25 protein-coding genes are annotated in these 24,424 nt (G+C 41.1%); 4 read left to right on the top strand and 21 right to left on the bottom strand.

Annotation, left to right across the window (positions count from 1 at the left end; genetic code table 11):
• Position 1: 1 nt before the first annotated feature.
• Positions 2-1,300 carry an MFS transporter gene (locus EGT34_RS16400; protein WP_060454535.1) on the top strand — a complete coding sequence of 433 codons (1,299 nt, stop codon included), beginning with the start codon at positions 2-4 and terminating at the stop codon, positions 1,298-1,300.
• A gap of 61 nt (positions 1,301-1,361) precedes the next feature.
• On the opposite strand, the gene EGT34_RS16395 is transcribed toward EGT34_RS16400, so the two are convergent.
• From EGT34_RS16395 to EGT34_RS16330, 14 genes are all read right to left on the bottom strand, one after another.
• Complete coding sequence (locus tag EGT34_RS16395) at positions 1,362-2,558, bottom strand: hypothetical protein (RefSeq protein ID WP_000753764.1); 1,197 nt, start codon at positions 2,556-2,558, stop codon at positions 1,362-1,364.
• A gap of 155 nt (positions 2,559-2,713) precedes the next feature.
• Positions 2,714-4,354 (bottom strand): thiamine pyrophosphate-binding protein, encoded by a 1,641-nt coding sequence (locus tag EGT34_RS16390; RefSeq protein WP_000140217.1) that lies wholly within the window; start codon positions 4,352-4,354, stop codon positions 2,714-2,716.
• Positions 4,355-4,392: 38 nt separating this feature from the next.
• Positions 4,393-5,859, bottom strand: coding sequence for an aldehyde dehydrogenase (locus EGT34_RS16385; protein ID WP_024437179.1), 1,467 nt, complete (start codon positions 5,857-5,859; stop codon positions 4,393-4,395).
• 13 nt (positions 5,860-5,872) lie between these two features.
• Complete coding sequence (locus EGT34_RS16380) at positions 5,873-6,664, bottom strand: aspartate dehydrogenase (RefSeq protein ID WP_000735778.1); 792 nt, start codon at positions 6,662-6,664, stop codon at positions 5,873-5,875.
• A 15-nt stretch (positions 6,665-6,679) separates the two neighbouring features.
• Positions 6,680-7,474 (bottom strand): SDR family oxidoreductase, encoded by a 795-nt coding sequence (locus EGT34_RS16375; protein WP_004748037.1) that lies wholly within the window; start codon positions 7,472-7,474, stop codon positions 6,680-6,682.
• Between the two features lie 15 nt (positions 7,475-7,489).
• Entirely contained in the window at positions 7,490-8,314 is an 825-nt protein-coding gene (locus EGT34_RS16370; RefSeq protein ID WP_060454534.1) for an alpha/beta fold hydrolase, read from the bottom strand.
• Positions 8,315-8,350: 36 nt separating this feature from the next.
• The gene (locus tag EGT34_RS16365) at positions 8,351-8,872 is read right to left on the bottom strand and encodes a cupin domain-containing protein (protein ID WP_000211626.1); all 522 of its coding nucleotides are present in this window, start codon (positions 8,870-8,872) and stop codon (positions 8,351-8,353) included.
• Positions 8,873-8,895: 23 nt separating this feature from the next.
• Positions 8,896-10,119 (bottom strand): MFS transporter, encoded by a 1,224-nt coding sequence (locus EGT34_RS16360; protein ID WP_000064049.1) that lies wholly within the window; start codon positions 10,117-10,119, stop codon positions 8,896-8,898.
• A gap of 42 nt (positions 10,120-10,161) precedes the next feature.
• Entirely contained in the window at positions 10,162-11,373 is a 1,212-nt protein-coding gene (locus EGT34_RS16355; protein ID WP_000411888.1) for an NAD(P)/FAD-dependent oxidoreductase, read from the bottom strand.
• 29 nt (positions 11,374-11,402) lie between these two features.
• The gene (locus EGT34_RS16350; RefSeq protein WP_004748041.1) at positions 11,403-12,332 is read right to left on the bottom strand and encodes a VOC family protein; all 930 of its coding nucleotides are present in this window, start codon (positions 12,330-12,332) and stop codon (positions 11,403-11,405) included.
• An 11-nt stretch (positions 12,333-12,343) separates the two neighbouring features.
• Positions 12,344-13,108 (bottom strand): SDR family oxidoreductase, encoded by a 765-nt coding sequence (locus tag EGT34_RS16345; protein ID WP_004748043.1) that lies wholly within the window; start codon positions 13,106-13,108, stop codon positions 12,344-12,346.
• Entirely contained in the window at positions 13,101-14,168 is a 1,068-nt protein-coding gene (locus EGT34_RS16340; protein WP_004748045.1) for an aromatic ring-hydroxylating oxygenase subunit alpha, read from the bottom strand. The genes EGT34_RS16345 and EGT34_RS16340 overlap by 8 nt, the downstream gene beginning before the upstream one ends.
• 16 nt (positions 14,169-14,184) lie before the next feature.
• Complete coding sequence (locus EGT34_RS16335) at positions 14,185-14,484, bottom strand: recombinase-like helix-turn-helix domain-containing protein (RefSeq protein ID WP_000847096.1); 300 nt, start codon at positions 14,482-14,484, stop codon at positions 14,185-14,187.
• A gap of 27 nt (positions 14,485-14,511) precedes the next feature.
• Positions 14,512-14,817, bottom strand: a complete 306-nt coding sequence (locus EGT34_RS16330; RefSeq protein ID WP_000118514.1) for a non-heme iron oxygenase ferredoxin subunit — start codon at positions 14,815-14,817, stop codon at positions 14,512-14,514.
• A 273-nt stretch (positions 14,818-15,090) separates the two neighbouring features.
• Here EGT34_RS16330 and EGT34_RS16325 point away from each other — a divergent pair, with 273 nt between their 5' ends.
• Complete coding sequence (locus EGT34_RS16325) at positions 15,091-15,903, top strand: IclR family transcriptional regulator (protein ID WP_000051057.1); 813 nt, start codon at positions 15,091-15,093, stop codon at positions 15,901-15,903.
• A gap of 45 nt (positions 15,904-15,948) precedes the next feature.
• Here EGT34_RS16325 and EGT34_RS16320 read toward each other — a convergent pair whose 3' ends face one another.
• Both EGT34_RS16320 and pnuC read right to left on the bottom strand, forming a co-directional pair.
• Positions 15,949-16,248: a hypothetical protein gene (locus EGT34_RS16320; RefSeq protein WP_004748049.1), complete on the bottom strand. Its 300-nt coding sequence runs from the start codon at positions 16,246-16,248 to the stop codon at positions 15,949-15,951.
• A gap of 14 nt (positions 16,249-16,262) precedes the next feature.
• A complete protein-coding gene (gene pnuC, locus EGT34_RS16315) occupies positions 16,263-16,844 on the bottom strand; it encodes a nicotinamide riboside transporter PnuC (RefSeq protein ID WP_004748051.1) in 582 nt (193 codons plus the stop codon).
• 248 nt (positions 16,845-17,092) lie between these two features.
• Between pnuC and EGT34_RS16310 the strand changes: the two genes are divergently transcribed.
• Positions 17,093-17,881: a crotonase/enoyl-CoA hydratase family protein gene (locus tag EGT34_RS16310; protein WP_060454533.1), complete on the top strand. Its 789-nt coding sequence runs from the start codon at positions 17,093-17,095 to the stop codon at positions 17,879-17,881.
• Positions 17,882-17,983: 102 nt separating this feature from the next.
• Here the strand turns inward: EGT34_RS16310 and pgaD are convergent, their stop codons facing one another.
• The 5 genes from pgaD to EGT34_RS16285 form a co-directional block, all read right to left on the bottom strand.
• Positions 17,984-18,403: a poly-beta-1,6-N-acetyl-D-glucosamine biosynthesis protein PgaD gene (gene pgaD, locus EGT34_RS16305; RefSeq protein ID WP_000856365.1), complete on the bottom strand. Its 420-nt coding sequence runs from the start codon at positions 18,401-18,403 to the stop codon at positions 17,984-17,986.
• Positions 18,404-18,485: 82 nt separating this feature from the next.
• A complete protein-coding gene (pgaC, locus tag EGT34_RS16300; protein WP_000151613.1) occupies positions 18,486-19,745 on the bottom strand; it encodes a poly-beta-1,6-N-acetyl-D-glucosamine synthase in 1,260 nt (419 codons plus the stop codon).
• Positions 19,746-19,758: 13 nt separating this feature from the next.
• Positions 19,759-21,753, bottom strand: coding sequence for a poly-beta-1,6-N-acetyl-D-glucosamine N-deacetylase PgaB (gene pgaB / locus EGT34_RS16295; RefSeq protein WP_000632825.1), 1,995 nt, complete (start codon positions 21,751-21,753; stop codon positions 19,759-19,761).
• A gap of 236 nt (positions 21,754-21,989) precedes the next feature.
• Positions 21,990-22,331, bottom strand: coding sequence for an FKBP-type peptidyl-prolyl cis-trans isomerase (locus tag EGT34_RS16290; RefSeq protein WP_000627259.1), 342 nt, complete (start codon positions 22,329-22,331; stop codon positions 21,990-21,992).
• An 86-nt stretch (positions 22,332-22,417) separates the two neighbouring features.
• Positions 22,418-22,948, bottom strand: a complete 531-nt coding sequence (locus EGT34_RS16285) for a YaeQ family protein (protein WP_001185269.1) — start codon at positions 22,946-22,948, stop codon at positions 22,418-22,420.
• Positions 22,949-23,136: 188 nt separating this feature from the next.
• On the opposite strand from EGT34_RS16285, the gene dctA reads away from it, so the two are divergent.
• A complete protein-coding gene (gene dctA, locus EGT34_RS16280) occupies positions 23,137-24,399 on the top strand; it encodes a C4-dicarboxylate transporter DctA (protein WP_000267735.1) in 1,263 nt (420 codons plus the stop codon).
• The last annotated feature ends 25 nt before the right edge of the window (positions 24,400-24,424 follow it).

The following is a 24,424-nucleotide window of genomic DNA, read 5'->3' as shown; positions in this document are numbered from 1 at the left end:
AATGGATCAGGAATTAACTTTGCAGGACGCGAACTATCTTAATAAAGAAGATAAACAAACTCTTGCCCTTTCTTCATTGGGTGGAGCTTTAGAGTTTTACGATTTTGTGATTTATGTGTTTTACGCCAAAATCATTTCCGACCTCTTTTTCCCAAGCACGCTTAGTCCGTTTTGGGCCATGCTCAATACTTACGGCATTTTTGCAGCAGGTTATTTTTTTAGGCCCTTAGGCGGGGTTGTTATGGCCCATTTTGGTGATTTGGTGGGGCGTAAAAAACTATTTTCGCTTTCTATTTTACTGATGGCGCTGCCTACCCTATTTATCGGGATTTTGCCAACTTTTGAAAATATCGGATATTTGGCACCGCTACTTTTGTTACTTATGCGTGTGGTACAAGGGATTGCGATTGGGGGTGAAATTCCAGCTGCATGGACCTTTGTATCTGAACACGTGCCTGAAAGAAAAATCGGACTGGCCAATGGTTTACTCACCGCTGGGCTGTCTTTAGGGATTTTACTAGGTGCACTGATGTCTCTATGGATTTCACTTAATTTTAGTGAAGGACAAATCCATGACTGGGCATGGCGTATTCCTTTCATTGTGGGTGGTATTTTTGGACTCGTTGCACTTTATTTAAGAACGTATTTGAAAGAAACCCCTGTGTTTAAAGCCATGCAGGCCCGTAAAGAAATTTCTAAAGAAATGCCAGTGAAGCAAGTCTTAAAAACGCATAAAACAGCCGTTGCAATTGGCATGTTATTTACATGGTTTTTAACGGGATGTGTGGTGGTGGTGATTTTAGCCATGCCAAATTTGTTGATTGGTTCATTTGGCTTTGAGCGCGCACAGACTTTTGAAATGCAAAGTGCAGCCATTGTCATGCAAATGGTGGGCTGTATTTTAGCAGGCTATTTTGCTGACCGTTTTGGCTGTGGCAAAGTCATGATGATCGGTGCGCTTGCCGTGGCACTTACAGCGGCAGTTTTTTATAACAGTTTGGGGCACGCGGCACATTCAACCATTTTTGGTTTATATATGTTGTTGGGTCTATGCTCTGGTACTGTCGGCATGGTGTCGAGCAGTATGGTTAAAATGTTCCCCGCGCCTGTTCGCTTCTCAGGCATTTCATTTTCTTATAATTTATCGTATGCAATTGTTGGCGGTATGACGCTGCCTTTAGTGCATTGGCTCAGTCAATATAGTGATATTGGTGCGATGTATTATATTTTCATGCTAACCATTTTGGCCTTTGTAACTGCCTTTGTGTTTTGGAATAAGTTTGAAAAAAACAGGTATTAAAAATTTTCACTTATTAAATAAAAAACCACGCCGATTGTGTGGTTTTTTAATGCTGCTTATTTTAGAAAGTAAACCCGATATTAAAGTTAATACGGTATAGCCATTTATCACTATTTGGTGAAGTTGCAGAGGTATACCCTGTTGAGTTGGTTGCCCCACCAATAATGTTAGAGTTTTTACCCCAGGTATAATCTGCCCAAACCATAAATGGTGAAGCAATAAACATCATTCCTGTAGTATTCATTTGCGAGTCTGACCAATCATCACGTTTTTTATCGAGATAACTATAGTCATTATAAAACTTAATGGCTTTTAGCTTACCCATATTGGTCACAGGTAACGTATAGGCAAGGTTTAAACTGGCAATCGTACCTTCCGAAGCAATGAAATAGGCAGGTGTAAGACCATTTGCTCCCATCAAAGTCATATCACTATTTACACCATCGGGATTTTTAGCATCGTACTGATAGTGAATAACCGAACTTTGTAAGTTAAAGCGCTTATAGTTGTTTTCGGTATGCAAACCAACTGCATAATATTTACCGTCTTTATCGGTAATATCATTATGCAGCTGGGCAATTGCACCCGATACACCGAACTCTTGCTTACCGAAATCAGTTTCTAACTTGCGAACAATACGGGTATTCACCTGATTGCGCTTTTCATTTTGATAGGCTTTTTGAGATGGAAATGCATTTCCTGCTAAGTCATCATAAGTTGCACTCTCAGGGGAATAACGCAAGTTAGTCTCTAACATTTGCGGGTAGTAACCGAGTTTTACATCCCAATCTTTGTCGTGATAATTCCAGTTAATCCCCGGCGCAATGTTATTGCCATAACCTAAAAAGAATGGGATGTGATAGGTCCAGCCATTTTGCGGATAAGGATAAATCGTAAAAGGCTTATAAACTAAACCTGCTTCAATGCTGTTATTGGCATCTAAGTTATAGCCGACATATGCTTTTTCAATGGACGTTTTCTGTTGGTCTTGAACCATATAACTGGCATTGATATAGGCATCATCAAATTTACCTTTGAGATCTACCCTGAAAATATCAAAATGAAGTTTTCCAAAACCACGGTTTGGCCCTTCCCAATCTTCATAACGTTGATTTAACCGAACCACCCCACCTAACTTTAATGAGTCAGTACCATCATCACTTTTCCATTCAAGCAATGAATCTTTTGCAAATGCATTGACGCTTACCCCCAGCGTAAGCGGTGCAATGAATGCCATGATCAATGAAGTCTTTTTCATCTCTACATCCTTGATTGAGTTCCAGCGTCCTGCTGGAACTTTATTTGTTTTACCTGTAAAACTTCGTTTTTATTGTTTTTTAGACAAAAAAATTTATCTAAAAAAAGGATGGCTTAGCAGCTCCCATCGCATATGTACTAAACCATCCAAACTGGTTAATACAGTTTCTTTTGCGGTGGACCCGCGAAGTTTAATGGTCCAATCGAGTTCATATCGAGCTCAATCACGGTTGGCCCTTCAAAAGAAACAGCCTCTTGAATAACCGTTTTAAACTCATCTGCACTACCGACTTTCCAGCTTTTCACACCCATTGATTCGCCAAGAAGTTTATAGTCAGGCGTATGCAATTCATTGAAATACTGACGACCACCGAAGTAGTTATTTTGAATGCCACGCATTACGCCATAACCACCGTCATTCATAATCATTAAGACCATATTGGTGTTTTCTTGCACCATGGTTGCAATCTCACCAATGCCAAGCATTAAGCCGCCATCGCCGACTAAACCAATTACTTTTTTGTCAGGGTTAGCAATCGAAGCACCGATTGCTGTTGCAAGGCCTAAACCAATTGCACCCGCAAGTGAGTGGATGTTTTGGTTTGGCGCTTGTACCGGGAATAAACGACTGCCCCATGTACTACCCGACATGGTGATGTCACGTACAAAAATACCGTCTTGAGGTAAAGCTGCACGTAAGTGGTCACAAATTAAAGCGTACTGATCGATTTGTTTACGCAGTGCATCAATTGCAGCCTGTTTAGCAGCCACTACAGCAGCATCGTAATCGGCGTCAACTTTTGAAGTGCCTTGAAGTTGTTCTAACACACGTGTTAAGACATCTTTGGCATCGCCACAAATGAAGTTGCGAATTTTGTAATTACGTTGCTGAGCCACCGGGTTTGCATCTATCTGAATAATATTTTCAGGGAATTCAACCGAATAAGTTTTTGTTTCATTACTACGTAAACGAGAACCCACTACCACCATCAGGTCGGCATCTTTTAATAACTGCTCAACGCCTGCCGAGTTATGGAACGCACCTAAACTACGTGGATGATCATCTGGCAACACCCCACGAGCATGAGTCGATGAAACAACTGGAATACCTAAATCTGCAATTGCTTTAACTTCGGCAATGCTATTTAAAGTTCCACCACCAATCCAGAAAATCGGGCGTTTTGCTTTTTTGATCTCGCTTACAAGAAGATCAATTTCAGCTTGCTCTGCCTGTGGCAACTCAAGTGCTTTCACTGGCCCAAGATTAAGTGGCAAATCAATCTCTGCTGCTTGTACATCAATGGGTAGCTCAACACTTACCGGTCCCATTGGAACTGTAGTTGCGACACGAATAGCCTCACGAATCACACCAACGGCATTGTCTGGACTGGTAATTCGGAACGCCGCTTTGCTTGATGCACGTAAGAATGTAAGTTGGTCTTTGGTTTCATGAATGAAACTTGCATCACGGTCAAGGTACTCACGCTCAACTTGCCCCGTTAAATGCAATACAGGGCTACCCGCATTCATTGCTTCAATCAGTGAACCCACTGCATTACCAGCGCCAGCACCTGTACTGGTCAACGCTACACCTAGGCCTTTAAAGCGTGAGTGTGCATCTGCCATGGTGACTGCACCTGCCTCACCACGTGCTGCAACAAAGCGCATTTTTTCACGGCGCCCTACTGCATCGGCAATAGGTAAATTGTGGATGGAAATAACACCATAAATACTATCAACTTGGTGCGCTTCTAAAACTCTTGCGATTGCTTCGCCTACATTTACACGTTCAGTCATGTCTGTTCCTCAAAATTTGTTTTCAGTCCTTGAATTTATTAATCGCACCAAGGGTTAGGCTGTTCATTCAGCCCCATATAAATACTCTTTTGTTGCATGTACGATAAAATGCCCAAACGGCCTTTTTCGCGCCCGATCCCACTGTCTTTAAAGCCACCAAACGGTGCACTAATCGAGAATTTTTTGTAGGTATTAATCCATACCGTTCCCACTTCTAATGCACGTGCAATACGCCAAGCTTTACGATAACTTTCAGTCCAAATACCTGCGGCAAGACCAAAACAACTGTCATTGGCTTGGGCAATTAAATCTTGCTCGTTGTCGTATTTCATAACGACTAAAACAGGACCAAAAATTTCTTCCTGACAGGTTTGAGCACTGTTATTTAAGCCCGTGATAATGGTCGGTAAGTAATAACTTCCTTTGGCATAATCACCAGTCGTAAGTGCCTCACCACCAATCAGAACCTGACCACCTTCGCTTTTAGCAAGTTGCACATAGCGATCAACTGACTGCAAATGTTTGTCATTGACCAGTGGTCCTAAATGCACGCCTGCCTGTTCCGGATGGCCCACACGTAAGCCTTTGGTAATTTCAACCAAACGCGTTAAAAACTGATCGTAAAGACTGCTATGAATAAACAAACGAGAACCTGCGATACACGCTTGGCCTGCCGAGCTAAAAATACCGTAAGCCACACCTTTAGCAGCCAGTTCGACATCTGCATCCGGTAAAACGATGGTGGGTGACTTACCACCCAACTCAAGTGAAGTGGTAATGAGTTTGTCAGCGGCAATGTGTGCCAAATGACGACCCGTGGTTGTTCCACCTGTAAAAGAAATATTACGAACCAATGGGTGCTGAGCAATTGCGTCACCAATGATAGAACCACGCCCCACTAACACACTAAGTAAGCCTTTTGGTAAACCAGCCTCTTCAAAAATTTTGGCAAGCTCTAAAGCAATCAGTGAAGTTGCTTCTGCTGGTTTTAACACTACGGCATTTCCTGCTGCCAAAGCTGGAGCAAGCTTTTGAACTTCACTCGCAATTGGAGAGTTCCAAGGGGTAATAGCTGCTACAACACCTACAGGTTCATGCACACTCATGGTCATAAAGTCTGGAGCACGCTGAGTGGTGAGCTCATCGTTTAGCGTTTCACAAGCCGCCGCAACATAACGCGCAGTTGCCGCCGCGCTCATCACTAAACCACGAGTTTCGGTTAAAGGCTTACCATTATCGCGGGTTTGTAGTTTCGCTAATTCATCTACACGCGCTTCAATAATGTCTGCAACTTTGTAGAGAATACGTGCGCGCTCATGCGGCAAGCTGTTTCTCCAGCTCGGTTGACGCCAAGCCTGATCTGCTTTTTCAATTGCCTCATTTACATCTTCAAGCGTTGCTGTTGAAAGCTCAGCGTTTACCGACTGATCTGCCGGAAACAGGCTTTGAATGACTGCACCACGGCCTAATCGCCATTCACCCGCAATATAAATTTCCTTTGCCATGATCAAATCCTTCTTAAATCTGTATTGCTTCTACACTGTTGCGACAAGCACGAATCACGCTAAGCGCAGCCAAAGTTGATGTTTTCGGGTTACTTGGCAGCGGCACACCCACCAGTTCAATGGTCATTTGTCCAAAGCCACCTTCCGCCACAATGGTGTGTTTGTTCTTGTTGATAGTTGGATCAACAGTTAACTCAACCATGGTTTCATCCATTCCAAGCCCTGCAAGTGCAATCGTTGCTGCAACGTTGGCATTGGCCGGAAATTTCATAGCAGCTTCACGAGCAGTTCCAGTAAAAAAGACCGTAGGTTCTGAAACATGGTCTAAATCGACCAATTGCTCTGCATAACTGCCCTTCCAGCTTTTTGGACTTTTACAGCCTTTATAAGTGACCTTTTGCAAGCCACCTTCTTTAGCAGCAGAAATACCGTCAATACCTGCGATAGCCCCTGCCAGTAAATGCAGATGGGCATCATTTTTTTCGGCAGTTTGCTTAAGCTGAACCAAAAATTCACTATCAGCCAAAGTACCCACCGAAATCAGACCAATGGTCCAGCCTTTCGCTAAAACTTTTTGAGCATGCTCTTTTACTGCTGCTTGACCTGCCACCTCAATGACATAGTCTGGTGTACCATCACATTGCTCAATATCTGAAATCACTTGAATGTCAGAAGAGACTTGTGATTGCACTTTTTCAATGCTGCGAGATGGCACGACAATCCATTTCAGTTGCAGATCTTGAGGCAAGTGGGCATACACTTCTGCTGCCATTGCACCAAAACCAATCATCATCAACTTTTTCATGACAGCACCTGATATTTATAAATGTTTGTTAAAACCACCCGAGACATCTATTGCCGAACCTGTGGTGTAAGATGCCAATGGTGATGCCAAGAAAACTAAAGCACGTGCAGGCTCTTCTGGACGGCCTAAACGCTGCATAGGAATGCCACGATTTTTTGCAATATTGCCTGTCCACTCTTCCCATGACAGATTTAAATCTGAACGGGTTTCATAACGGCGTTTCCACTGCGCAGATTCCACCATTCCGAGTAAAATCGAGTTAACGCGGACCCCATATTGAGTAAATTCATGTGCCAACGAGTGGGTTAAATTCAACAGTGCAGCGCGTGCAGATGAAGTCGCAATCATGTGTGGTTCCGGTTGCAATGCCAGTAACGAATTCACATTGGTAATTGAGGCATTTGCCGACTGTTTTAAGTCGTCAAGAAAAGCCCGTACCGGATGTAAAACACTGAAATATTTCAGCTCAATCTCTTTCATCCAGTCTTCATCTTGCGTATTTTCAAAATTTGAAACACGGCCTTGTCCAGCATTGTTAATAAGCATGTCCACATTGCCCAAATTGAGTTTGACCTCTTTGGCAAATTGCTGAACTTCTTCTTTTTTCAAAACATTACATGCTTTGGTAAAAATATTGGCATGTGGAAATTTTTCTAAAATATAGTGCTTAGAAGTATTTAAACGTTCTTCATCGCGACCACACCAAGCAACTTTTGCACCCTCTGCAACCAGTATTTCAACAGCAGCCAGCCCAATCCCAGATGAGCCACCGGTAACAACTGCAACTTTTCCTTCAACTTGGAAGCTCATAATCCTTAATCTCTCTTACGATTGTTCCTGAATCGTCAACATAATTTGGTTAAATGCTTGCGGTTGGTCGACATAACTTAAATGTCCTGCATCTTCTATGACGAAGCGCTGTTCCAACTGCAATTCCTGAGCAAGCTCTTGTATACCTAACGCAGGAGTGATTTGATCTTGCTGCCCTGCAATCACTGTGCATGGGACTTTTAAATCGGTTAAATAATTACGTATTTCGTCATATGCCAGTAAGTACGATGCATGTGTGAAACCTTGTAAGGTCAACTGCTGCATCACTTCTGAAACTAAAGCTAAGGCTTGTGGCTCTTGTTTATAAATCAAATGAGGTCCACGGCTTTCGGCCATTCCTTTAGCACCTAACTCTTTCAACATTTTTGGTCTTTTTTCAAAAACCTGAATTTGTGTTTGTTTATCGTGGCACTGGTAGCCTTGAGCTAAGTTAGCAACAACTAAGTGTTCCACTCGCTCTGGGTACAGTGCAGCAAATGCACTGGCCTGTAAGGCACCTAATGAGTGTCCCACTACAATTGCTTTTTCAATTTTTAAAACATCGAATAACGCTGCCAAACGCTTTGCGTAGTCGGTAGCATTGGGCTGATCAGTTAAAAGTTCATCTGATTTGCCATAGCCCGGTGCGTCCCAGGCAATGACATGAAAATGATGAGACAGCACTTCAAGTTGGTTTACCCATGAAGCAGAACCTGAACTAATGCCATGCAACAGCACAAGGTACTCGCCCTGACCGGCTTCCCGATAGGCTTGCTGCTGGCCTTGAACAGTAACGGTTTTCACCGGAAATTCTGCTAACTTTTCAATGAGTGTCATCATTTTTAATTCTTTCCTTTCATTCACTTCATCAAACAATTAACGTTTGATTTGAGACAATGGATGCTCTGGTGGATAGTTAGGAATTGTTGGTTTACCTGTTCCCAACATCACGCACATCAAGGCATCTTCTTGACCTGGGTTAAATAAACCACGGTAGATCCCCGGTGGAATTGAAATCAGGTCACGCTCTTTTAAGCGGGTCTGGAATTTCTCGCCGTTGTGCTCAATAAACAAATCAATTTCGCCGCGGAGCATAAAGAAAACTTCTTCAACGTCGTGGTGAATGTGCAAAGGACCTTCACACTGTGGTGGTAGCACCATAGTCGAAAACGTAAAGTTCTCTGCAGGTACAGTGTTGCTGTCATTTGCAACACCAGTTGCACCCGTACCCATATAGCGCATTTGAGCACGGCGATATTTCGGATCGTAATCGGCCTGGAACTTCAAAGCCTCAAAGTCATATTTACGAGTCTCAAAGCGAGCAATACGTGTGTTTAACCAATCTTCTAAAGAAGCGCCTTCCGGCTGTTTCCACGATTCGAATTGTTGTGTAGTCATTTTTTAAACTCCTATACAGTGAATTAATAACGTTTTAAAAGAGGAACCAAGAACAACGACCCAATGACAGCGACTGCAGCCAAGAAGGTAATTCCCAAATTAAAACTATGTGTTTGCATCACGATGTAACCGATCAGTACAGGTGCAATTGCACTTGCAAAATTGCCTAAACCGTTAAATATTCCACCCGCTGTTGCACCTACATTTGAGGTGGTTACTCGGGCAAGCAAAGCAAATACCGCAGCTACTCCAAAGCCCCACGCCATAGCACTTAAAGACATGGCAGCAATAATCAATAATGGCTCAGTCATAATGACCATCACATACATGAAGATGCCCGCGAGTAATAAACCGCTGAATACTTGAATTGCGCGGCGGCCTAATTTGTCAGATAAAAACGCACCAACCACTTCGCCAATTAACATGGCAATGAATGGAAAGCTTGAATACACCCCAAACTCCTTGAGGTTGAATCCTTTGTCTTGCATGAGATAAGAAGGAACCCAACTGTTTAGGCCCCACAAATAAGTCATTAAGGCAATATTGAATAAGCACACCAACCAGAACGCGCTATTGCTCACAAGTACTTTGGTATTGGCGATATGGCCTTTGAAGTTAGTACGTTTACTTTCACCTTCAAGCTCAACAGTTTTCTTGAGTTGCAAGTTACGCAGACCAAAAACAATGCTTAAAATTGCAATGAGTGTTAGTGCAGCCATCACAAAAAAAGTGGTGTGCCAGTCGTGGTGTGCCAGAACGGCTGCCGTAATTGGGAACCCAAGGAATGCACCAATCGGTGTACCTAGTAAGAACATGGTTGAGGCACGTGCCTGCTGACGGTCTGTATAAGTCTGCTTAACAATGGTGTATGCCAAAGCAAATAGCGGACCTTCTGCCAAACCGAGTAGAACCCGTAAAATCAACATGCCTGAGTAGCTGGTGGTAAAGCCCATGCAAAGCATGAGTAACCCCCAAGAAGTCACACTCCAGAACAACATTTTCTTTGGGTTAAAAATGTCGCCTAAAAAGCTTAGAAAGACTGATGAAAAACCATAAGCAAGTAAAAAACTTGTCATGAGCCATCCGAGCTTGGCTTTATCTTCAGCAATTCCCATCGAGCTTTGAAAATGTGGGTCTGAAAATAAAACCGCAATACTGATCTTGTCGAAAAATGCCAGTACTACACACACCATAAGGACAAAAGCAGGTACCCAATGCTTTAATCCACTTTTTTCTTCATTACTCATGTGTCATTCCTTCGATTTGGTAATGAGAACCAGATTTAATGTTTACGGTTTTAACTTCATGACATTAAATTCAGCATCTGCTAATAATTTTGGATCTAAAACGGTGTTGGCTTGCATCCAACGCTTTGCCAGCTTGATTAACTTCGAGTCATTAATGGCAATCATATTCAGCAAGCGATTTTCATGGTCCAGATATAGATAGCTCACCTGATCTTCACCACCTTGGCGAATCACCACTTCTTTGGTTTTTTCAGGTTGATATGTTCCTAAAATCTGGATATTAAAGTGATATTGATCAGACCAAAGCCAAGGAATATCGGTATATTCAGTTTCAATTCCGAGCATTGATTTCGCAGCTGCAATCGCCTGATTTTGTGCATTTGCCCAAGACTGAATGCAATAGCCCAAACCCGGATGAATCGCGACATCACCTGCGGCATAAATGTCTTGATCTGAGGTTTGCCCAAAACAATTCACTACAATGCCATCTTTCACATCGAGCCCAGCGTGCACGCCTAACTCTTTCGCAATTTCGGCACCTGCACCCACTACAACACAATCAAATAACTGACTATGTTGAGGATGGTTCACCACTTCAACTTTTTGATCTGGTGCTTCCACTAAGTGAAGGCTCTTGCTGTCTAAATGAATTTTTGTGCCTTGAGCCTCATGCATATTTTTTAAAAATGCAGAAACTTCCGGACTCACACTTCTTGCACATAAGCGGTCGCCATATTCAAAAATATGAACATCTTTCCCTTGCTTACGCGCAGTTGCAGCGATTTCCAAACCAATCCAGCCACCGCCAATCACAGCCACATTTTTTGCATTCTTTAAAATTTCAGCCAGACGTTCACAGTCACGCACATTTCGTAAAGTCACAACATTAGGAATGAACTGCCATGTATTGACGGGTACACGGGCACGGCTTCCTGTTGCAATCAGCAATTTGTCATAGGGTAAAACCTGTCCACTTTCTAAATGAACCTGCTTTTGCTCGCGATCGACTTTTGTTGCAATTTCCGGTTTGTGCCATTGAATATTGAACTCTTGAACCTGTTCTGGAGAGAACAAATTCAAACTTTCATAAGTTGCTTCTTTTGAAAGTACTTGCTTAGACAGAGGCGGACGCTCATAAAACACCTGATCTTCATTTGAGACCACATGAATTTCACCCACATATCCATTTTGACGTAAGGTACTAACTGCCCAACCTGCAGCCTGCCCCGCCCCTACAATTACAATCTTTTCCATAGCCTTTCTTCCTTGTAAAGCAATGCCTGTTACACAGGCTTTACCTGACGGCGGGTTTTGTCATCAAGACCACCTTCAATCGCCCACTCAGTGAAAAGCTCTAGACGATGTTCTTCTACACGTGGCTGCCATTCTTCGGTCAAATAATCATCGTTGGTGTAATATTCAAATGCACCACCCAATGGTGAGTTGACGTACCAGAAATAAGCAGAAGAAATTGGATGACGTCCCGGTCCAATAAAGGTTGACCACTCTGAACGGTTCATATGTAAACCGCCTCCAATCACCTCATGAATATCACGGACAACAAATGCAACGTGATTTAGACCCGCAGGTTTATTTGGAACGCTAAGTAAGAATAAATCGTGGTGATAACCTTCACCGCGGCAACGTAAGAATGCACCACGATTTTTATAGGCATCCGATAAATGAAAGCCTACTTTTTCAATATAGAAGTTTTCAGTAGTTGCCAAATCCGGTGTGAAAAACACCACATGTCCAATCGCAACAGGTTGACCTTTTTCATAAACAGGACTTGCTGCATTAACACGCTGAATATTGCCGTATTGGTTAATACCTTCCGTTTTAAGTTCTGGTACTTCTTTTACAAAACTTTGTTCAAAACGAATGGTCATGCCATTTGGGTCAAGACACTGAACTGTATTTTCAGAACGTTTAAAACCCTCTACATCAGCCAAACGAGCTGCCAAGTCATCAAGGTCTTGTGTGCTTTCAACACCCCAAGTCACTTCACGTAAAGTTGAACCTTGTTCAATGGCAGCAGGCAAACGGTCATCATCACAATTAAATAGATAAATCTTGCTGCCGTTTTGAGTCTGGTATAAATCTGCGCCTTCAATATCCGAAGTACTTTGGCTTAAACCAAAATCTGCCAAAAACTTGTTTGAAGCGGCTCTATCTTCAACTCCAAACTTTAAAATCTCGATCCCTGTAATCATTTGACTACTCCTTAGTTAAAGACAAAACCGCCATTGACCGGAATATTTTGACCTGTCACAAAAGAGGACAAATCCGACAGTAGATACAATGCTGTTCCATTTAAATCTTGTGGAAGTTGCTGACGTTGAATCGCTCTTCCGTTGACATATAAATCATGACGTTCCTGTGGCACATACTCGGTTGCTTCAACCAGAGTCAGCCCCGGAGACAAGGTATTGACACAGATATTGAACTGTCCCAACTCTCTTGCCATTGAACGTGTCATAGCAAGAATTGCACCTTTACTTGCCACATAAGCCATCAAGTTCGGTGCACCCCAAAGTGCTGTATCTGACGCAACATTAATAATCTTGCCAGCAGTCGATTGTTTTAAATGTGGAATACAAGCTTTTGTAATTAACCATGTACCTTTCACATTAATATTCATGACCCGATCCCAAAGTTCAGGATCGTAATCAATCATATTTTTTCCACCGACATTGGTTGCAAGCGCTGCACAGTTCACAAGGCCATCTAGTCCTTGTAATACTTCCACGCTTTTTTCAACCGCATTTTCAATAGAGTCTGCATTGGCAAGGTCAACTGTTACTGCATGAACGTTTAGCCCTTGTTGCTGTAACGCTTGCGCTTCTTGTTGCACCAAGTCAGACAAAATATCTGCCATCACAACTTCAGCACCAGCCTCGGCAATAGCTTGAGCGAAATCCCGCCCTAAACCACGTGCAGCACCAGTCACTAAAACTTTTTTGCCTTGCAACAACGCTACATTAGCCATGAGCTTCTTCCTGCATCTCGATACGGTTTAATGCATTTAGCGCAGCAATTTTCTTTAATTGCTTTTCAGCTTCTTTTTTCATTAAACGGCGTAAACGTGCAAGCCCTACATCGTGTTGATATAAGAATTCTCGTGCACGCGCATTTGGCGCAAGGTTTTCTAAAATAATTCGGTCTTGTTCCAATACATCCCAATGCAACTGTTCTAAATGATTGCGATATAAGAAGCGCCATACATTACGTTGCCAACCACTCACCTTACGGCAGCGCCAGAAAAATACACGGGTATTGTTAGCATCAATTGGCGTTGCGTAACCCACAATCCAGAATTCACCACCCGGACCAAACTGTTTACGGTAAGGAATTGAAAGACGTAACCAACTTGCACCGGTCGAACCATATTCAACCCAGTCAAAGTTCACACCTGTTTGGCCTTCTTTTTCAAAAACAAAACCATTTTCAGTTGTGCGGTGTTTCATCTCTGCGGTACGTTCACCTTCTGCCATTGAATGTGAAGTACAGTGCAAATATGTACCGTGCATTGGGTCCATGACGTTATCAATGGCATATTGATGGTTTACTTTCCAGTCTGCTTGGCAAAGGAATGAACTCCACTCTTCGCTTGCCAGTTGTTCTGGGAACTCAAGCGGTGCAGGTTGTTCATTTGCATCGATACCAAACCAGATGAAGATTGCACCATGCTGTTCAATGACCGGATAGCTCTTTAAACACTTGGTTCCAGTCATTGGGCATTCATGAACGGCTGGCACATCAGCAACCACACCATCAGCACGAACTTCAACACCGTGATACCAGCAAGCAACTCGATCACCCAAGTTCCAGCCGAGTGAAAGACGAGCACCGCGGTGTGGACAGCGATCTTCAAGCGCATGTACCTGACCTTCGGCATCACGCCAAACCACAATGTTTTCACCTAAACGGGTAATCCCAACCGGATTAGCAGCGACTTCCCAACTTGCTAAAACCGGATGCCATTGGTCACGTAAACCAAGTTCTAAATATTCTTCAGCGCTTTGTGAAGTTGATACGATTGCGTTCATTTTATTCTTCCCTGAATCAATAACCTAAACGTTGCATTTCTTCTGTAAAGCTCTCAGAAGTCCATTCATCACCAGATTCACAACGGAAACCCTGTTGATTAAGTGCAGAAACAACCTCATCTAATTCTGTTGCGCCCGCAGAAAATGCCTGAATCAAGTTCTTTACAAAGTCTTGTTCGTAGAGAGTCGGTTCTTTATAACGTGTTTGCCAAACCAACAATTCAGATTGACCTGGAACTTGAATATTGTTGATACCTGCTTCGGTTGCTGGCGTTGCATGAATCCAGCTTGCCAACTTTTCATTAAATGTCTTCATTGTTCTGCTTCCTTGTACATGTGAGGACTAGAGTTGAATTTGAATATCCTGTCCTTCAACACGAACTGGGTACGTACATAGGTTTCTACACCCGGGTCCACTTTTTAGCTCACCTGTCTGAATGTCAAAAATTGCTTCGTGCAATGGACATTCCACAGTTTGATCTTCGATAAATCCTTCCGTTAATAAGGCATACGCATGAGGGCAAACATTTTCGATAGCGAAGTAATTTTCATCGACAAAAAAAACACCAATTTTTTTCCCTTCAACTTCGACGGCTTTCGGCTCATCTTCGCTAACGTCACCCTGCTGACAAACTGAGATCCAACTCATACCTTGCGTCCTCATTTTGTTTTATATACAAAACATAATTTGATTTTCAAAACACAAGCTAAGCATAATCCTCTTGATTAATTTTTGTCAAAGTAAAAATAAACATTAAAATCAATTGATTAATAAATTTTAAATAATTTGTTACGTTTCAAGTCGGAAACAATGTTTTAAATATAAAAATTGTTTTATGTAATCTTTATAATTACAATAGTTCTAAAATAAAGCATAATGCCCCAATTCGAACCCTGTTTTATTTATAGGAAAACGACACGAATGAGCCTAGAGATTGAAGAAGATTCGCAAGAATCAGAAACAACAAAAAATGATGATCGGTATTTAGTACCAGGGCTTGTGCGTGGTTTAGCCATCTTGCAAGCATTTAATCAACAAGCACAAGAAATGACCATTACAGAAATTGCCGAAATTTTGGAAGTGAACCGTTCTAGTGCATTTCGGCTTATCTATACACTTGAAGCTTGCGGTTACTTAAGAAAGGCTTCACAAAAAACATATGCGCTTGATTCAAAAGTTATGGAGCTTGGTTTTAACAGTTTATCAAAGCTTTCATTACTTGATTTATCTACGCCTTTAATGAAAGAACTACGTGACCAGACCAAACTTGCAGTACACCTGACCGTTTTAGAAGGTACACACATTGTTTTTGTAAATAACGTTCAATCTATGGGTACGTTTACCAGCAATATTAGTTTAGGTACTCGCTGGCCTGCCCATGCTACAGTTATTGGTCAAATGTTATTATCAGATTTACCAGAGGCAGAAGTACGACAACGCTATCGCAATTTTAATGACTGGGATAGTTACTCAGAACTTACCCCAACCAGTTTAAAAGCATTATTGCAAAAATTGAATTATGTAAAAACTCAAAAGTCGATGGTGAGCTGGGGACATTACAACCATGACATGGCTGCTTGTGCTGCTCCTATTTTCAAACAATCAAATGGAAAAATGGTGGCTGTCCTTTCAGTGAGTTGCCCAATTACCACTTATGATGAGAAGACCTTTAAAGAAGATATCGCAGCTCTGGTCATCGCAACGGCAGATAAAATTTCAAAATTTATCTATTAAAAAAAGCGACGTTAAGTCGCTTTTTTTGTACTCTTATTTCTTCAATTAAAAATTACGCTTAAAAATTTCACCATTCATATCCTGAAAACTCAGTGTTGAATGATTTTCTTTAATATCAAACTTTAAGTACTGCTGTTTAAACTGTACTACTGCATAAAACTCTTCTGCCCCATCATCTAAACCTGTCGCAGAGGCCTGAGTGCCTTGTGGAAAGTCCTTGAGCCAAGCAGCGTTATAAAAATCCGATACTGAATTAAAATCTATATATTTTTCAGGCTCAACCATAATTTTTGCAGCAATTTGATCAAACTGTTGTTGTTTATAAGTATCTAAACTCAACAACATGCTTATTCTCCCAATTAAAGCTGCCCAGCATCTAAGTTCTGCTTTCTTTTAACCTTTTCCCATTGATACCAACCATAAGCTGCCATTAATACAAAGGCTGCATATAAGGCTGAAGTTAAAAACAGATCTTTATAGATAAACATGCCGACATAAACAATATCGACAAATACCCAAAGGATCCATGTCGCAATATGCTTTCGGCTGGTCCAATAAGTTGCAAGCAAGCTAAATGCTGCAAGCTGTGAGTCAAGCATCGGCACCGCCGCATCGGTAAAGTTTTTAAGAACAAAACCAAAGACTAAGCCACCTACCGCGGCAATAATCATTTGAATGATAGCTGTTTGAACTGCAATAGGCTCGATTCGAATGTCATGATCTTGCTGCTTTCCTTTGAGCCAATAGTAAAAGCCATAAAAATTTACGACCATAAAAAAGAATTGCAAAATCGTTTCGCCATAAAGCTTAAATTCGTAAAACAAATAGGCATATAGGACAAAAGCAAAGAAATTAAACAGCCAGCACCACATATTACGGATTACCGTTAATCCAACTCCAATGAGGCTAATTAAGACCGCGAAAATTTCTAGAGGTGACATAAGAGAAGCTGCTTATTGAGATCAATTTGACAGCGTATTATGAGAAAAATATAAAGTGAAGCAAACTGCTAATTTAAATAAATCATGGAAAATGACTCTGTCTAAGGATTTATCCTGTTCGCATGAAATTGATTTATTTCAATGTACAGACAAAAGAAATACTGATCGAGTCGCTAACAATTTCTATTTGCTAGTTTTTAAATGATTGTTTAAAAGATAATGAAAGACAAATAAAAGAGCGTGAAAATATGTCAAATCAAGAAGGAAAAGTCAGCCGTGAAACTCGCGGGCATATTTTTTTAATTGGCTTAGATCGGGCAGCAAAACGTAATGCCTTTGATAGCCACATGATTAAAGACTTATCACTAGCGCTCACCGAATATGAAAATAATGACGCCCTGCGCTGTGCGATTGTTTTTGCTCACGGTGACCATTTTACAGCTGGTTTAGACCTAGTTGAGTTACAACCCAAGCTCGCTACAGGTGTTTTTGACTTTAGTGAAAACGAAATTAACCCTTGGGGCACTGTAGGCCGAAAGCTTAGTAAACCGTTGATAGTAGCAGTACAAGGTTATTGTTATACCGCTGGTATAGAATTATTTCTCAACGCAGATATTGTGATTGCGAGTGAAAATACCCAATTTGCTCAAATGGAAGTTCAACGTGGCATCTTACCTTTTGGCGGAGCAACTGCACGTTTTACTCAAGCCGCAGGTTGGGCCAAAGCCATGCGCTATTTGCTCACTGGTGACTCTTTTGATGCCAAAGCAGCTTTTGATATGAACCTCATTACAGAAATATCCCCAGAAGGTACAGAGCTTAAACGTGCCATAGAAGTTGCTGAACATATCGTGCAAGCTGCACCACTTGCTGTAAAAGCGACCCTTGCCTCTGCTCGTGAGGCAGTCAATGAAGGTTACGAAGTGGCTTTTAACCAACTGCAAAACCATCTTCAACCTTTACTCACAACAGAAGATGTTCAAGAAGGTGTTTTTGCCATGTTGCAAAAAAGACCTCCTGTTTTTAAAGGTAAATAAGTCCTACTCAAGCACCGCGCTCTACAGTTTAAAACTTATGGATATACCGAAATTAGCGAAAAAAAACCCACATGATGTGGGCTTTCTTTCTATAAATGTACTTTATTCAACTCTAATGATTTTACCAAATTCATTATGGTGAACGACCGTAATTTTTTGGCTACGGCCCTGCTCAATTTCTTGCACAGGCAAATCAAAATAGCGCGCATAGTCATCTGTCTGTTTCATGTTAAGTTCACTACCTTCTACACGGCGTTCAGGCAATACATGACTCCAGAGTAGCAACCCGACTGCACAAGCAATCAGCGCTGTAATACCATGTTCAATACCTACACCGAATGCACTGAACAGACGATGTACTAAATGAGTTTTTTGCAGCTCAGCCAATACCCAGATAAACACGAATGGACGCCACAACAACAACCAAGCCGCCCACATCATGGCTGTGCTTGTTGTAGAAGCATAGCGTTTATGCCATGGCAATTGACGGCGTAAATCAATAATCAACGAATTTGTCTTCATTTCTCTTTACCTAACGAAGTGCTGTGGTTTTTCCCCAGACATCAATACAGCACGATCTTTAAAATCTCATGACTCTTGCATTTCATCCACGAATGCCCCGATCCGGGCTCACCCAACGCGCACGTTTCTCATCTCCACGTCGTAAGACTTTTGGAAATGCCACAATAGTTGCCGAGATGGTGATTAGCCAAAAGACCAATGGATACCAGATCATCCAGAAATAGTTTTTTCCTAGATGCGGTTCATAACGACTATCCATCCATTTGCTTAAAGCAAACTGAATGAGACAGGTTGCCCCCAATAAAATACCGCTACCATACGGTAAAAATGGAGAGCTCACAACGGCTAATGCAGGGACCGGTAAAATAAAATGTACCAACCACAACAAAGCCATCGCCAGCATTAAATATGACCAGACTAAAGTTAAGCAAAGCTCAAACATTAAAGGCCATAAAAAATTCAATTTTGGTTTGGTGAACACATCAATATTTTTAATTAATACCTGTGCTCCACCCATTGCCCAGCGTAAACGTTGTTTCCACAATCCGTTTAAAGTTTCAGGCATTAAAATCCAAACCAAGGCATTCGGTTCAAAACGAATGTCCCAGCCAGCACGTTGCAATTTCCAAGTAATATCGATGTCTTCAGTCAACATATTAGGTGACCAATAGTCCACTTGGTGAACAGCGCTCTTACGAAAAGCGGTAATAACACCAGATACGGTAAATAAACGGCCAAAGGTACGCTGAGCACGTTTAATCATGCCGACAATCGAAGAAAACTCACCAACCTGAATACGACCTAATAAAGTTGAACGGGTACGGATACGCGGGTTACCCGTCACGGCTGCAACAGTCGGATTTTGAAGAAAATGACGAACCATCCACTTTGCTGCATGCGGGTCAAGTAAAGCATCACCATCAATACCAATTAAAAACTCGGCATCGGTCATTAAGCTTCCAGCTTGCAACCCCATGGCTTTACCTTGGTTTTGTGCAAGATGAACAACACGGAGTTTTTCATGTTGTTCAGCTAACCGATCCAGCACTTCACCTGTATTATCCGAACTGCCATCATTAATCGCAATCACTTCAAAATGAGGATAATCCAATTTTAAAGCATGAGTAATCGTTTCCTCTGCATTATCCCCTTCATTAAAACAAGGAATTAACACAGCGACTTTTGGATAGCTTTCTAATGGAGCTGGCTGATCATAAGGCGGAGCTTTACGTTCCTTCCAATAGAAAATGATCGCGCCAATCATCCATAAATACGACATAAATAATGGATAATAGAAAACGAATTTTAAGGCATGCGACCATATAGCAGCAAAGATTGTCATGTTTCAGCCTCGCCTATGGCACAAGACGAGATGATTTTTCAGCAAATGCTTTATGCATCACGTTCACGTCCGGATGATCTTTGATTGGGTCATCTGGATAGTATGCAACGTGCATTGCACCTTGCTGATAAAGTGAGTGAATTGTTGCTGCCATTTCTGTTGACGGTACCTTTTCATTGTTGCGCCAGTTTGTTGCTTGTAGCTCAAAAACTGTTTTCTTAATGCCATTTGGATATTTTTTCACGCGATCAATCATGTCTTTATAAAATTGATCGGCGTTATCGACCTGCTCCATATAAGGCATTGCCATAATAGCCGTAAAATCATAACGTCTTAATGACTCTTCAAGCGATTGTGAATACCAGTTTTCCGCATATGGTTTTAAGGCAACTTGCGCGTATAAGTTACGAGCTGTAAGCAAGAACGGCTCATATTGTCGCACGTCTTCAACAAGTTGCATTGCAAAATCATCTAGATATTTTGTCTTATATGCAGTCCATTTTTGCAAATCTTGATCGTTTTCACGGATTTTTGCCAAATCTGTTGGTAAGCCTTGTTTCGCATAAGCTTTTAATGCATCTGGGCTTGCATCTTCATAATCAGATAATGTGACATCGTCATGGAATAAAATTCCATTGAAAGATGCTGACTTGGCCAAATCTTGATAAATCTCACGAATAGTTTGGCGAGCCTGAGGTGAGAACGGACTTAAACGGATATACCCCATATTCAGGTGTTCACCAGCTTTTGCCTGCTCTGTCACGACTAAATCTTTTGATACCGGATCAGTTTTTGGTAATTCCCAGGCCAATAAAGGCATCCAAGCATAAATACGGCTTACAGGCGTACGGGTTTGAATTTGCCATGCTACACGGTTAAACAAGTCCGCACGCATTGGGATATGACGGTTCGGGAAATATACCATATCGGCAGAACCATTCGCATCCGGATCTGAAAATGCCTGCAAATAGACTGTATTTACACCCATCGCATTAATTCGATCTAACAAGTGACCTAAATTTCGTTCTTGTTGTTGCGGATCCGGATCATAAATATAGTCGAGATCAATATGCATGATTTTTTGCGGACGGTTGTTATCCGTTAAGTTTAATTCACGGTTCTTAATCTCTTGAGCCAAATCATTAGTACTCATTCCGCCCTCTACCAAAATACGGCTCATATTTTGTAGAGATTGTTTCGCATGGTCTGCGCCATCATCAAGCGTGATGGTAATTGGCATACCAAGCTTTTTAGCAATTTGGACCGTTTGCATATTATAGCGACCATATGGCCACACCATAATACGTGGTGAACGTATACCATGCTCTTTAAGTAGCTGATTATTCTTTTTTAAATCATTATAAATACGAGCCTGATATTGGCTGTCATTTTCATAAGTTTTAGTTTTTACATCATAAAAACGTGTCGTTGCCGCTGGTTCAGAGTTCCCTTGCGGGTTGCCTGTAATACCGCGGTGTAAATGATAGCTATGGCTTGCGATTTCAACAAACCCGCTATCTTGCATTTCTTTGAGCTCACCCCAGCTTAAGATTTTATCACGTGGAATTTCTTCACCCGAAAAATCGACTTTCTGCCCTGCTTTTGGCTCTAACCATGAACCCACTACCGCAAGTACTACTGGGATTTTTTTAGCCTTAATAACAGGATACGCATTTTGGTAAAAAGACTGATAACCATCATCTACAGTTAATAAAACTGGCTTGGTTGGAAGTGCTGCCTTGCCCTGATGAGCACGGATTAACTGGTCTACGGTAATAAAATGGAAGCCATTTTTTTGCAGCCAATCGACATGCTCAGTAAATTGTTGAGTGGTGACCGCATACTGAGGAATTAAGGCATTTTTAGTATCGGTAATTTCATGATACCCAATGACCGTAAGTGTTGAAGCATCTATTTTAGGAGGGTTAGCTAATGCCATACCTGACAAGCCTGCTAGAGCCAAGCCAAGCGTGAGGTTCAACAAAGGAGATGCAAAGCGGGTAATCATGAAATAGCGTCTCAATAGCAATATAGATTATTTATGTGAAATTTAAACTTAAGAACTAAAATTCACATTTATTTAGTCCTTAAGTTCAAACTGTCCTAACAGAACAGTTTTTCAGTTCACCTTTATAATTAAATAAACTGAAAATAATCTTAAATATTTAAAAAGCTAAAATATAAATATCGAATATATTTATATTTAAAGCTTATAGATAAAGTCGAGCTCTAAACGGTTTGATTTCAATCATCGCGAGTTTTTACATCAAATAATTCAATTTCAAAAATCAAATTTGAGTTTGCCGGAATAATTTTACCCATTTTGCGTTCGCCATAAGCCAAATGAGCAGGAACCATAAGTTTACGTTTTCCGCCAACTTTCATTCCCATAATGCCTTGGTCCCAACCTTTAATCACACGGCCTGTACCAATAACACACTCGAAATAATTTCCGCGGTCAAGGGAAGAGTCGAATTTAGTGCCGTCTTCTAACCAACCTGTATAGTGAGTCGTAATTAAGGCACCTTTAACCGCTTCTTTACCTTCGCCTACTTTTAAATCGATAATTTCTAATTCAGTGATCATAATATTCCCGTTCGTTTAATTTCACAGCTCAGACTTGATCTTTAGTCTAGCAAGTGAATTTGTAAAATTTGTTGCGCTTTTCAGTTTTACTGTAATTGGGTCCACACAACATTCGCTTGGCCCTTGTCACTTAACAAAGTCCATTCATTGTCCATAACATTTAACTGAAGCTGCATGGTACGTTCACAAAGCTGCTCTAACTCTGCTGTACTTTCAGGTGCTAGCTGCCAAACTTGAACATTACTCAATGTTTTAATTTTACTGTTTCTCTTCCACCAATCTTCAACTTGTGAACCATAAGCGACAATTGCCACAGTTTTACAACGGGCACTGGCTTTTTTCACTTTATCTTCAGACGGTAAACCAACTTCAATCCAGGTTTCTAACTGTCCTGTTAAGTCTTTTTGCCAAAGTGCAGGCTCATCGGTTTCAAAAAGGTCTTTGGTAAACTCAAGGCTATCACTTGCGAAACGTGCAAAAGCCATGACACGAACCATTAATCGTTCTAAAGTTTCAGAAGGATGTAAGGCAAGCGTCAGTTGATAATCGCCATAAATATGGTCATCCATATTGGCAATATTCAGATCTGCTTTATAAATTGTTGCTTTAAGCGCCATAGTTAATATGTCCAAAAATTTGGCGCTAAGAATACTCGATTTTAATTAAAAAATTATAGAAAAAACTCAGTAATGTAAAACTTCTTATCCTCTCCATTTGCATCTTATTTCAAAACATCTGACCACTTTCAAAGTTGGCGGGCTTTTTGCTTGAAAGGGGTTGTATTCCTCTCTTGATTTGATGACTTATGTGGCAAAAACTTAAACGTAGTTTATTTCTACAAGTCCTCTGCGCTCTCTTCCTCGGTATTGCAGTAGGTCTTGCTTTTCATGATTTCTCCCTAGCTTTAAAACCTCTTGGTGATGGTTTTATTTCTCTCATTAAAATGTTGATTGCTCCAATTGTATTCTGTGTAGTGGTACTGGGAATCTATGGTGCAAACGACATTAAAAAAATGGGCAAAGTCGGTGCAAAAACGATTCTTTATTTTGAAGTGGTCACGAGTATTGCTTTAATTTTGGGAATTATTGTTGCTTATGTCTTTAAACCGGGCGTCGGTATGAATATCGATATTACTCATTTAGATGCTAAAGATTTAAGTACCTATACCGAACGTGCTCATGACATGCATACAGGTTCGGAGTTTTTACTCAATATTATTCCGAAAACATTTACTGCCGCTTTTGCTAACGGCGATATTTTACAAGTTTTACTCATCGCTATTTTATTTGGCGTTTCCCTACTGTTAATTCCTAAACATTTAGCAGAGTTGGTCCGTCAAGCGCTTGAAGCTTTTTCGGAAGTCTTCTTTAAAATTATGGGACTCATTATTCGCTTGGCACCAATTGGTGTATTTGGTTCAGTTGCTTATACCACTGCAAAATTTGGATTAGATTCACTCCTGCAACTCGGTTATTTAGTTTTACTCTTTTATGCGACTTGCATTTTATTTGTTGTCATTATTTTGGGTTCAATTTTAAAACTCACCGGACTGAATATCTTTAAATTTGTCGGCTATTTTAAAGATGAACTCGCTATTGTTTTAGGGACAGCCTCTTCTGATTCCGTTTTACCCCAAATCATGAAAAAGCTTAAAAACTTAGGAATTAAAGATTCAACAGTCGGTCTGGTTATTCCTACCGGTTATTCTTTTAATTTAGACGGCTTTTCAATTTATTTAACATTAGGGGTGATCTTTATTGCACAGGCCTGCAATATCAATCTCTCCATGCACGACTTACTGGCTATTTTATTAGTTTCGCTTATTACATCGAAAGGCGCACACGGCATACCAGGGTCAGCCTTAGTGATTCTTGCTGCAACGCTTTCCGTAATTCCAAGTTTACCTGCAATTGGTTTGGTACTTTTACTGTCTGTAGACTGGTTTATCGGAATTATCCGTGCCTGCACCAACTTAATTGGTAACTGTGTAGCGACCGTAGTCATTGCCCATTGGGAAAAAGACATCGATCATGCACAAGCGAAACAAGTACTTAATATAAAAAATTAAATCTCTCATAGAGAATATTGAAGTA

It is taken from the genome of Acinetobacter sp. FDAARGOS_558, from assembly GCF_003937785.1.
Taxonomy (GTDB): domain Bacteria; phylum Pseudomonadota; class Gammaproteobacteria; order Pseudomonadales; family Moraxellaceae; genus Acinetobacter; species Acinetobacter baumannii.
Note: the sequence above shows the minus strand (reverse complement) of the source record. Positions and strands in the feature narration are given on the sequence as shown.

Coding starts and splice junctions, on each gene's coding strand:
- pgaB (WP_000632825.1), bottom strand. CDS start 21,753: ATGATTACCCGCTTTGCATCTCCTTTGTTGAACCTCACGCTTGGCTTG.
- EGT34_RS16320 (WP_004748049.1), bottom strand. CDS start 16,248: ATGTTGTTGAGTTTAGATACTTATAAACAACAACAGTTTGATCAAATT.
- EGT34_RS16370 (WP_060454534.1), bottom strand. CDS start 8,314: ATGATGACACTCATTGAAAAGTTAGCAGAATTTCCGGTGAAAACCGTT.
- EGT34_RS16345 (WP_004748043.1), bottom strand. CDS start 13,108: ATGGCTAATGTAGCGTTGTTGCAAGGCAAAAAAGTTTTAGTGACTGGT.
- EGT34_RS16380 (WP_000735778.1), bottom strand. CDS start 6,664: ATGAAAAAGTTGATGATGATTGGTTTTGGTGCAATGGCAGCAGAAGTG.
- EGT34_RS16375 (WP_004748037.1), bottom strand. CDS start 7,474: ATGAGCTTCCAAGTTGAAGGAAAAGTTGCAGTTGTTACCGGTGGCTCA.
- EGT34_RS16395 (WP_000753764.1), bottom strand. CDS start 2,558: ATGAAAAAGACTTCATTGATCATGGCATTCATTGCACCGCTTACGCTG.
- EGT34_RS16340 (WP_004748045.1), bottom strand. CDS start 14,168: ATGAACGCAATCGTATCAACTTCACAAAGCGCTGAAGAATATTTAGAA.
- EGT34_RS16355 (WP_000411888.1), bottom strand. CDS start 11,373: ATGGAAAAGATTGTAATTGTAGGGGCGGGGCAGGCTGCAGGTTGGGCA.
- EGT34_RS16310 (WP_060454533.1), top strand. CDS start 17,093: ATGTCAAATCAAGAAGGAAAAGTCAGCCGTGAAACTCGCGGGCATATT.
- EGT34_RS16400 (WP_060454535.1), top strand. CDS start 2: ATGGATCAGGAATTAACTTTGCAGGACGCGAACTATCTTAATAAAGAA.
- EGT34_RS16365 (WP_000211626.1), bottom strand. CDS start 8,872: ATGACTACACAACAATTCGAATCGTGGAAACAGCCGGAAGGCGCTTCT.
- EGT34_RS16385 (WP_024437179.1), bottom strand. CDS start 5,859: ATGGCAAAGGAAATTTATATTGCGGGTGAATGGCGATTAGGCCGTGGT.
- EGT34_RS16335 (WP_000847096.1), bottom strand. CDS start 14,484: ATGAAGACATTTAATGAAAAGTTGGCAAGCTGGATTCATGCAACGCCA.
- pgaC (WP_000151613.1), bottom strand. CDS start 19,745: ATGACAATCTTTGCTGCTATATGGTCGCATGCCTTAAAATTCGTTTTC.
- EGT34_RS16350 (WP_004748041.1), bottom strand. CDS start 12,332: ATGATTACAGGGATCGAGATTTTAAAGTTTGGAGTTGAAGATAGAGCC.
- EGT34_RS16360 (WP_000064049.1), bottom strand. CDS start 10,119: ATGAGTAATGAAGAAAAAAGTGGATTAAAGCATTGGGTACCTGCTTTT.
- EGT34_RS16330 (WP_000118514.1), bottom strand. CDS start 14,817: ATGAGTTGGATCTCAGTTTGTCAGCAGGGTGACGTTAGCGAAGATGAG.
- EGT34_RS16325 (WP_000051057.1), top strand. CDS start 15,091: ATGAGCCTAGAGATTGAAGAAGATTCGCAAGAATCAGAAACAACAAAA.
- EGT34_RS16285 (WP_001185269.1), bottom strand. CDS start 22,948: ATGGCGCTTAAAGCAACAATTTATAAAGCAGATCTGAATATTGCCAAT.
- EGT34_RS16390 (WP_000140217.1), bottom strand. CDS start 4,354: ATGACTGAACGTGTAAATGTAGGCGAAGCAATCGCAAGAGTTTTAGAA.
- dctA (WP_000267735.1), top strand. CDS start 23,137: ATGTGGCAAAAACTTAAACGTAGTTTATTTCTACAAGTCCTCTGCGCT.
- EGT34_RS16290 (WP_000627259.1), bottom strand. CDS start 22,331: ATGATCACTGAATTAGAAATTATCGATTTAAAAGTAGGCGAAGGTAAA.
- pnuC (WP_004748051.1), bottom strand. CDS start 16,844: ATGTCACCTCTAGAAATTTTCGCGGTCTTAATTAGCCTCATTGGAGTT.
- pgaD (WP_000856365.1), bottom strand. CDS start 18,403: ATGAAGACAAATTCGTTGATTATTGATTTACGCCGTCAATTGCCATGG.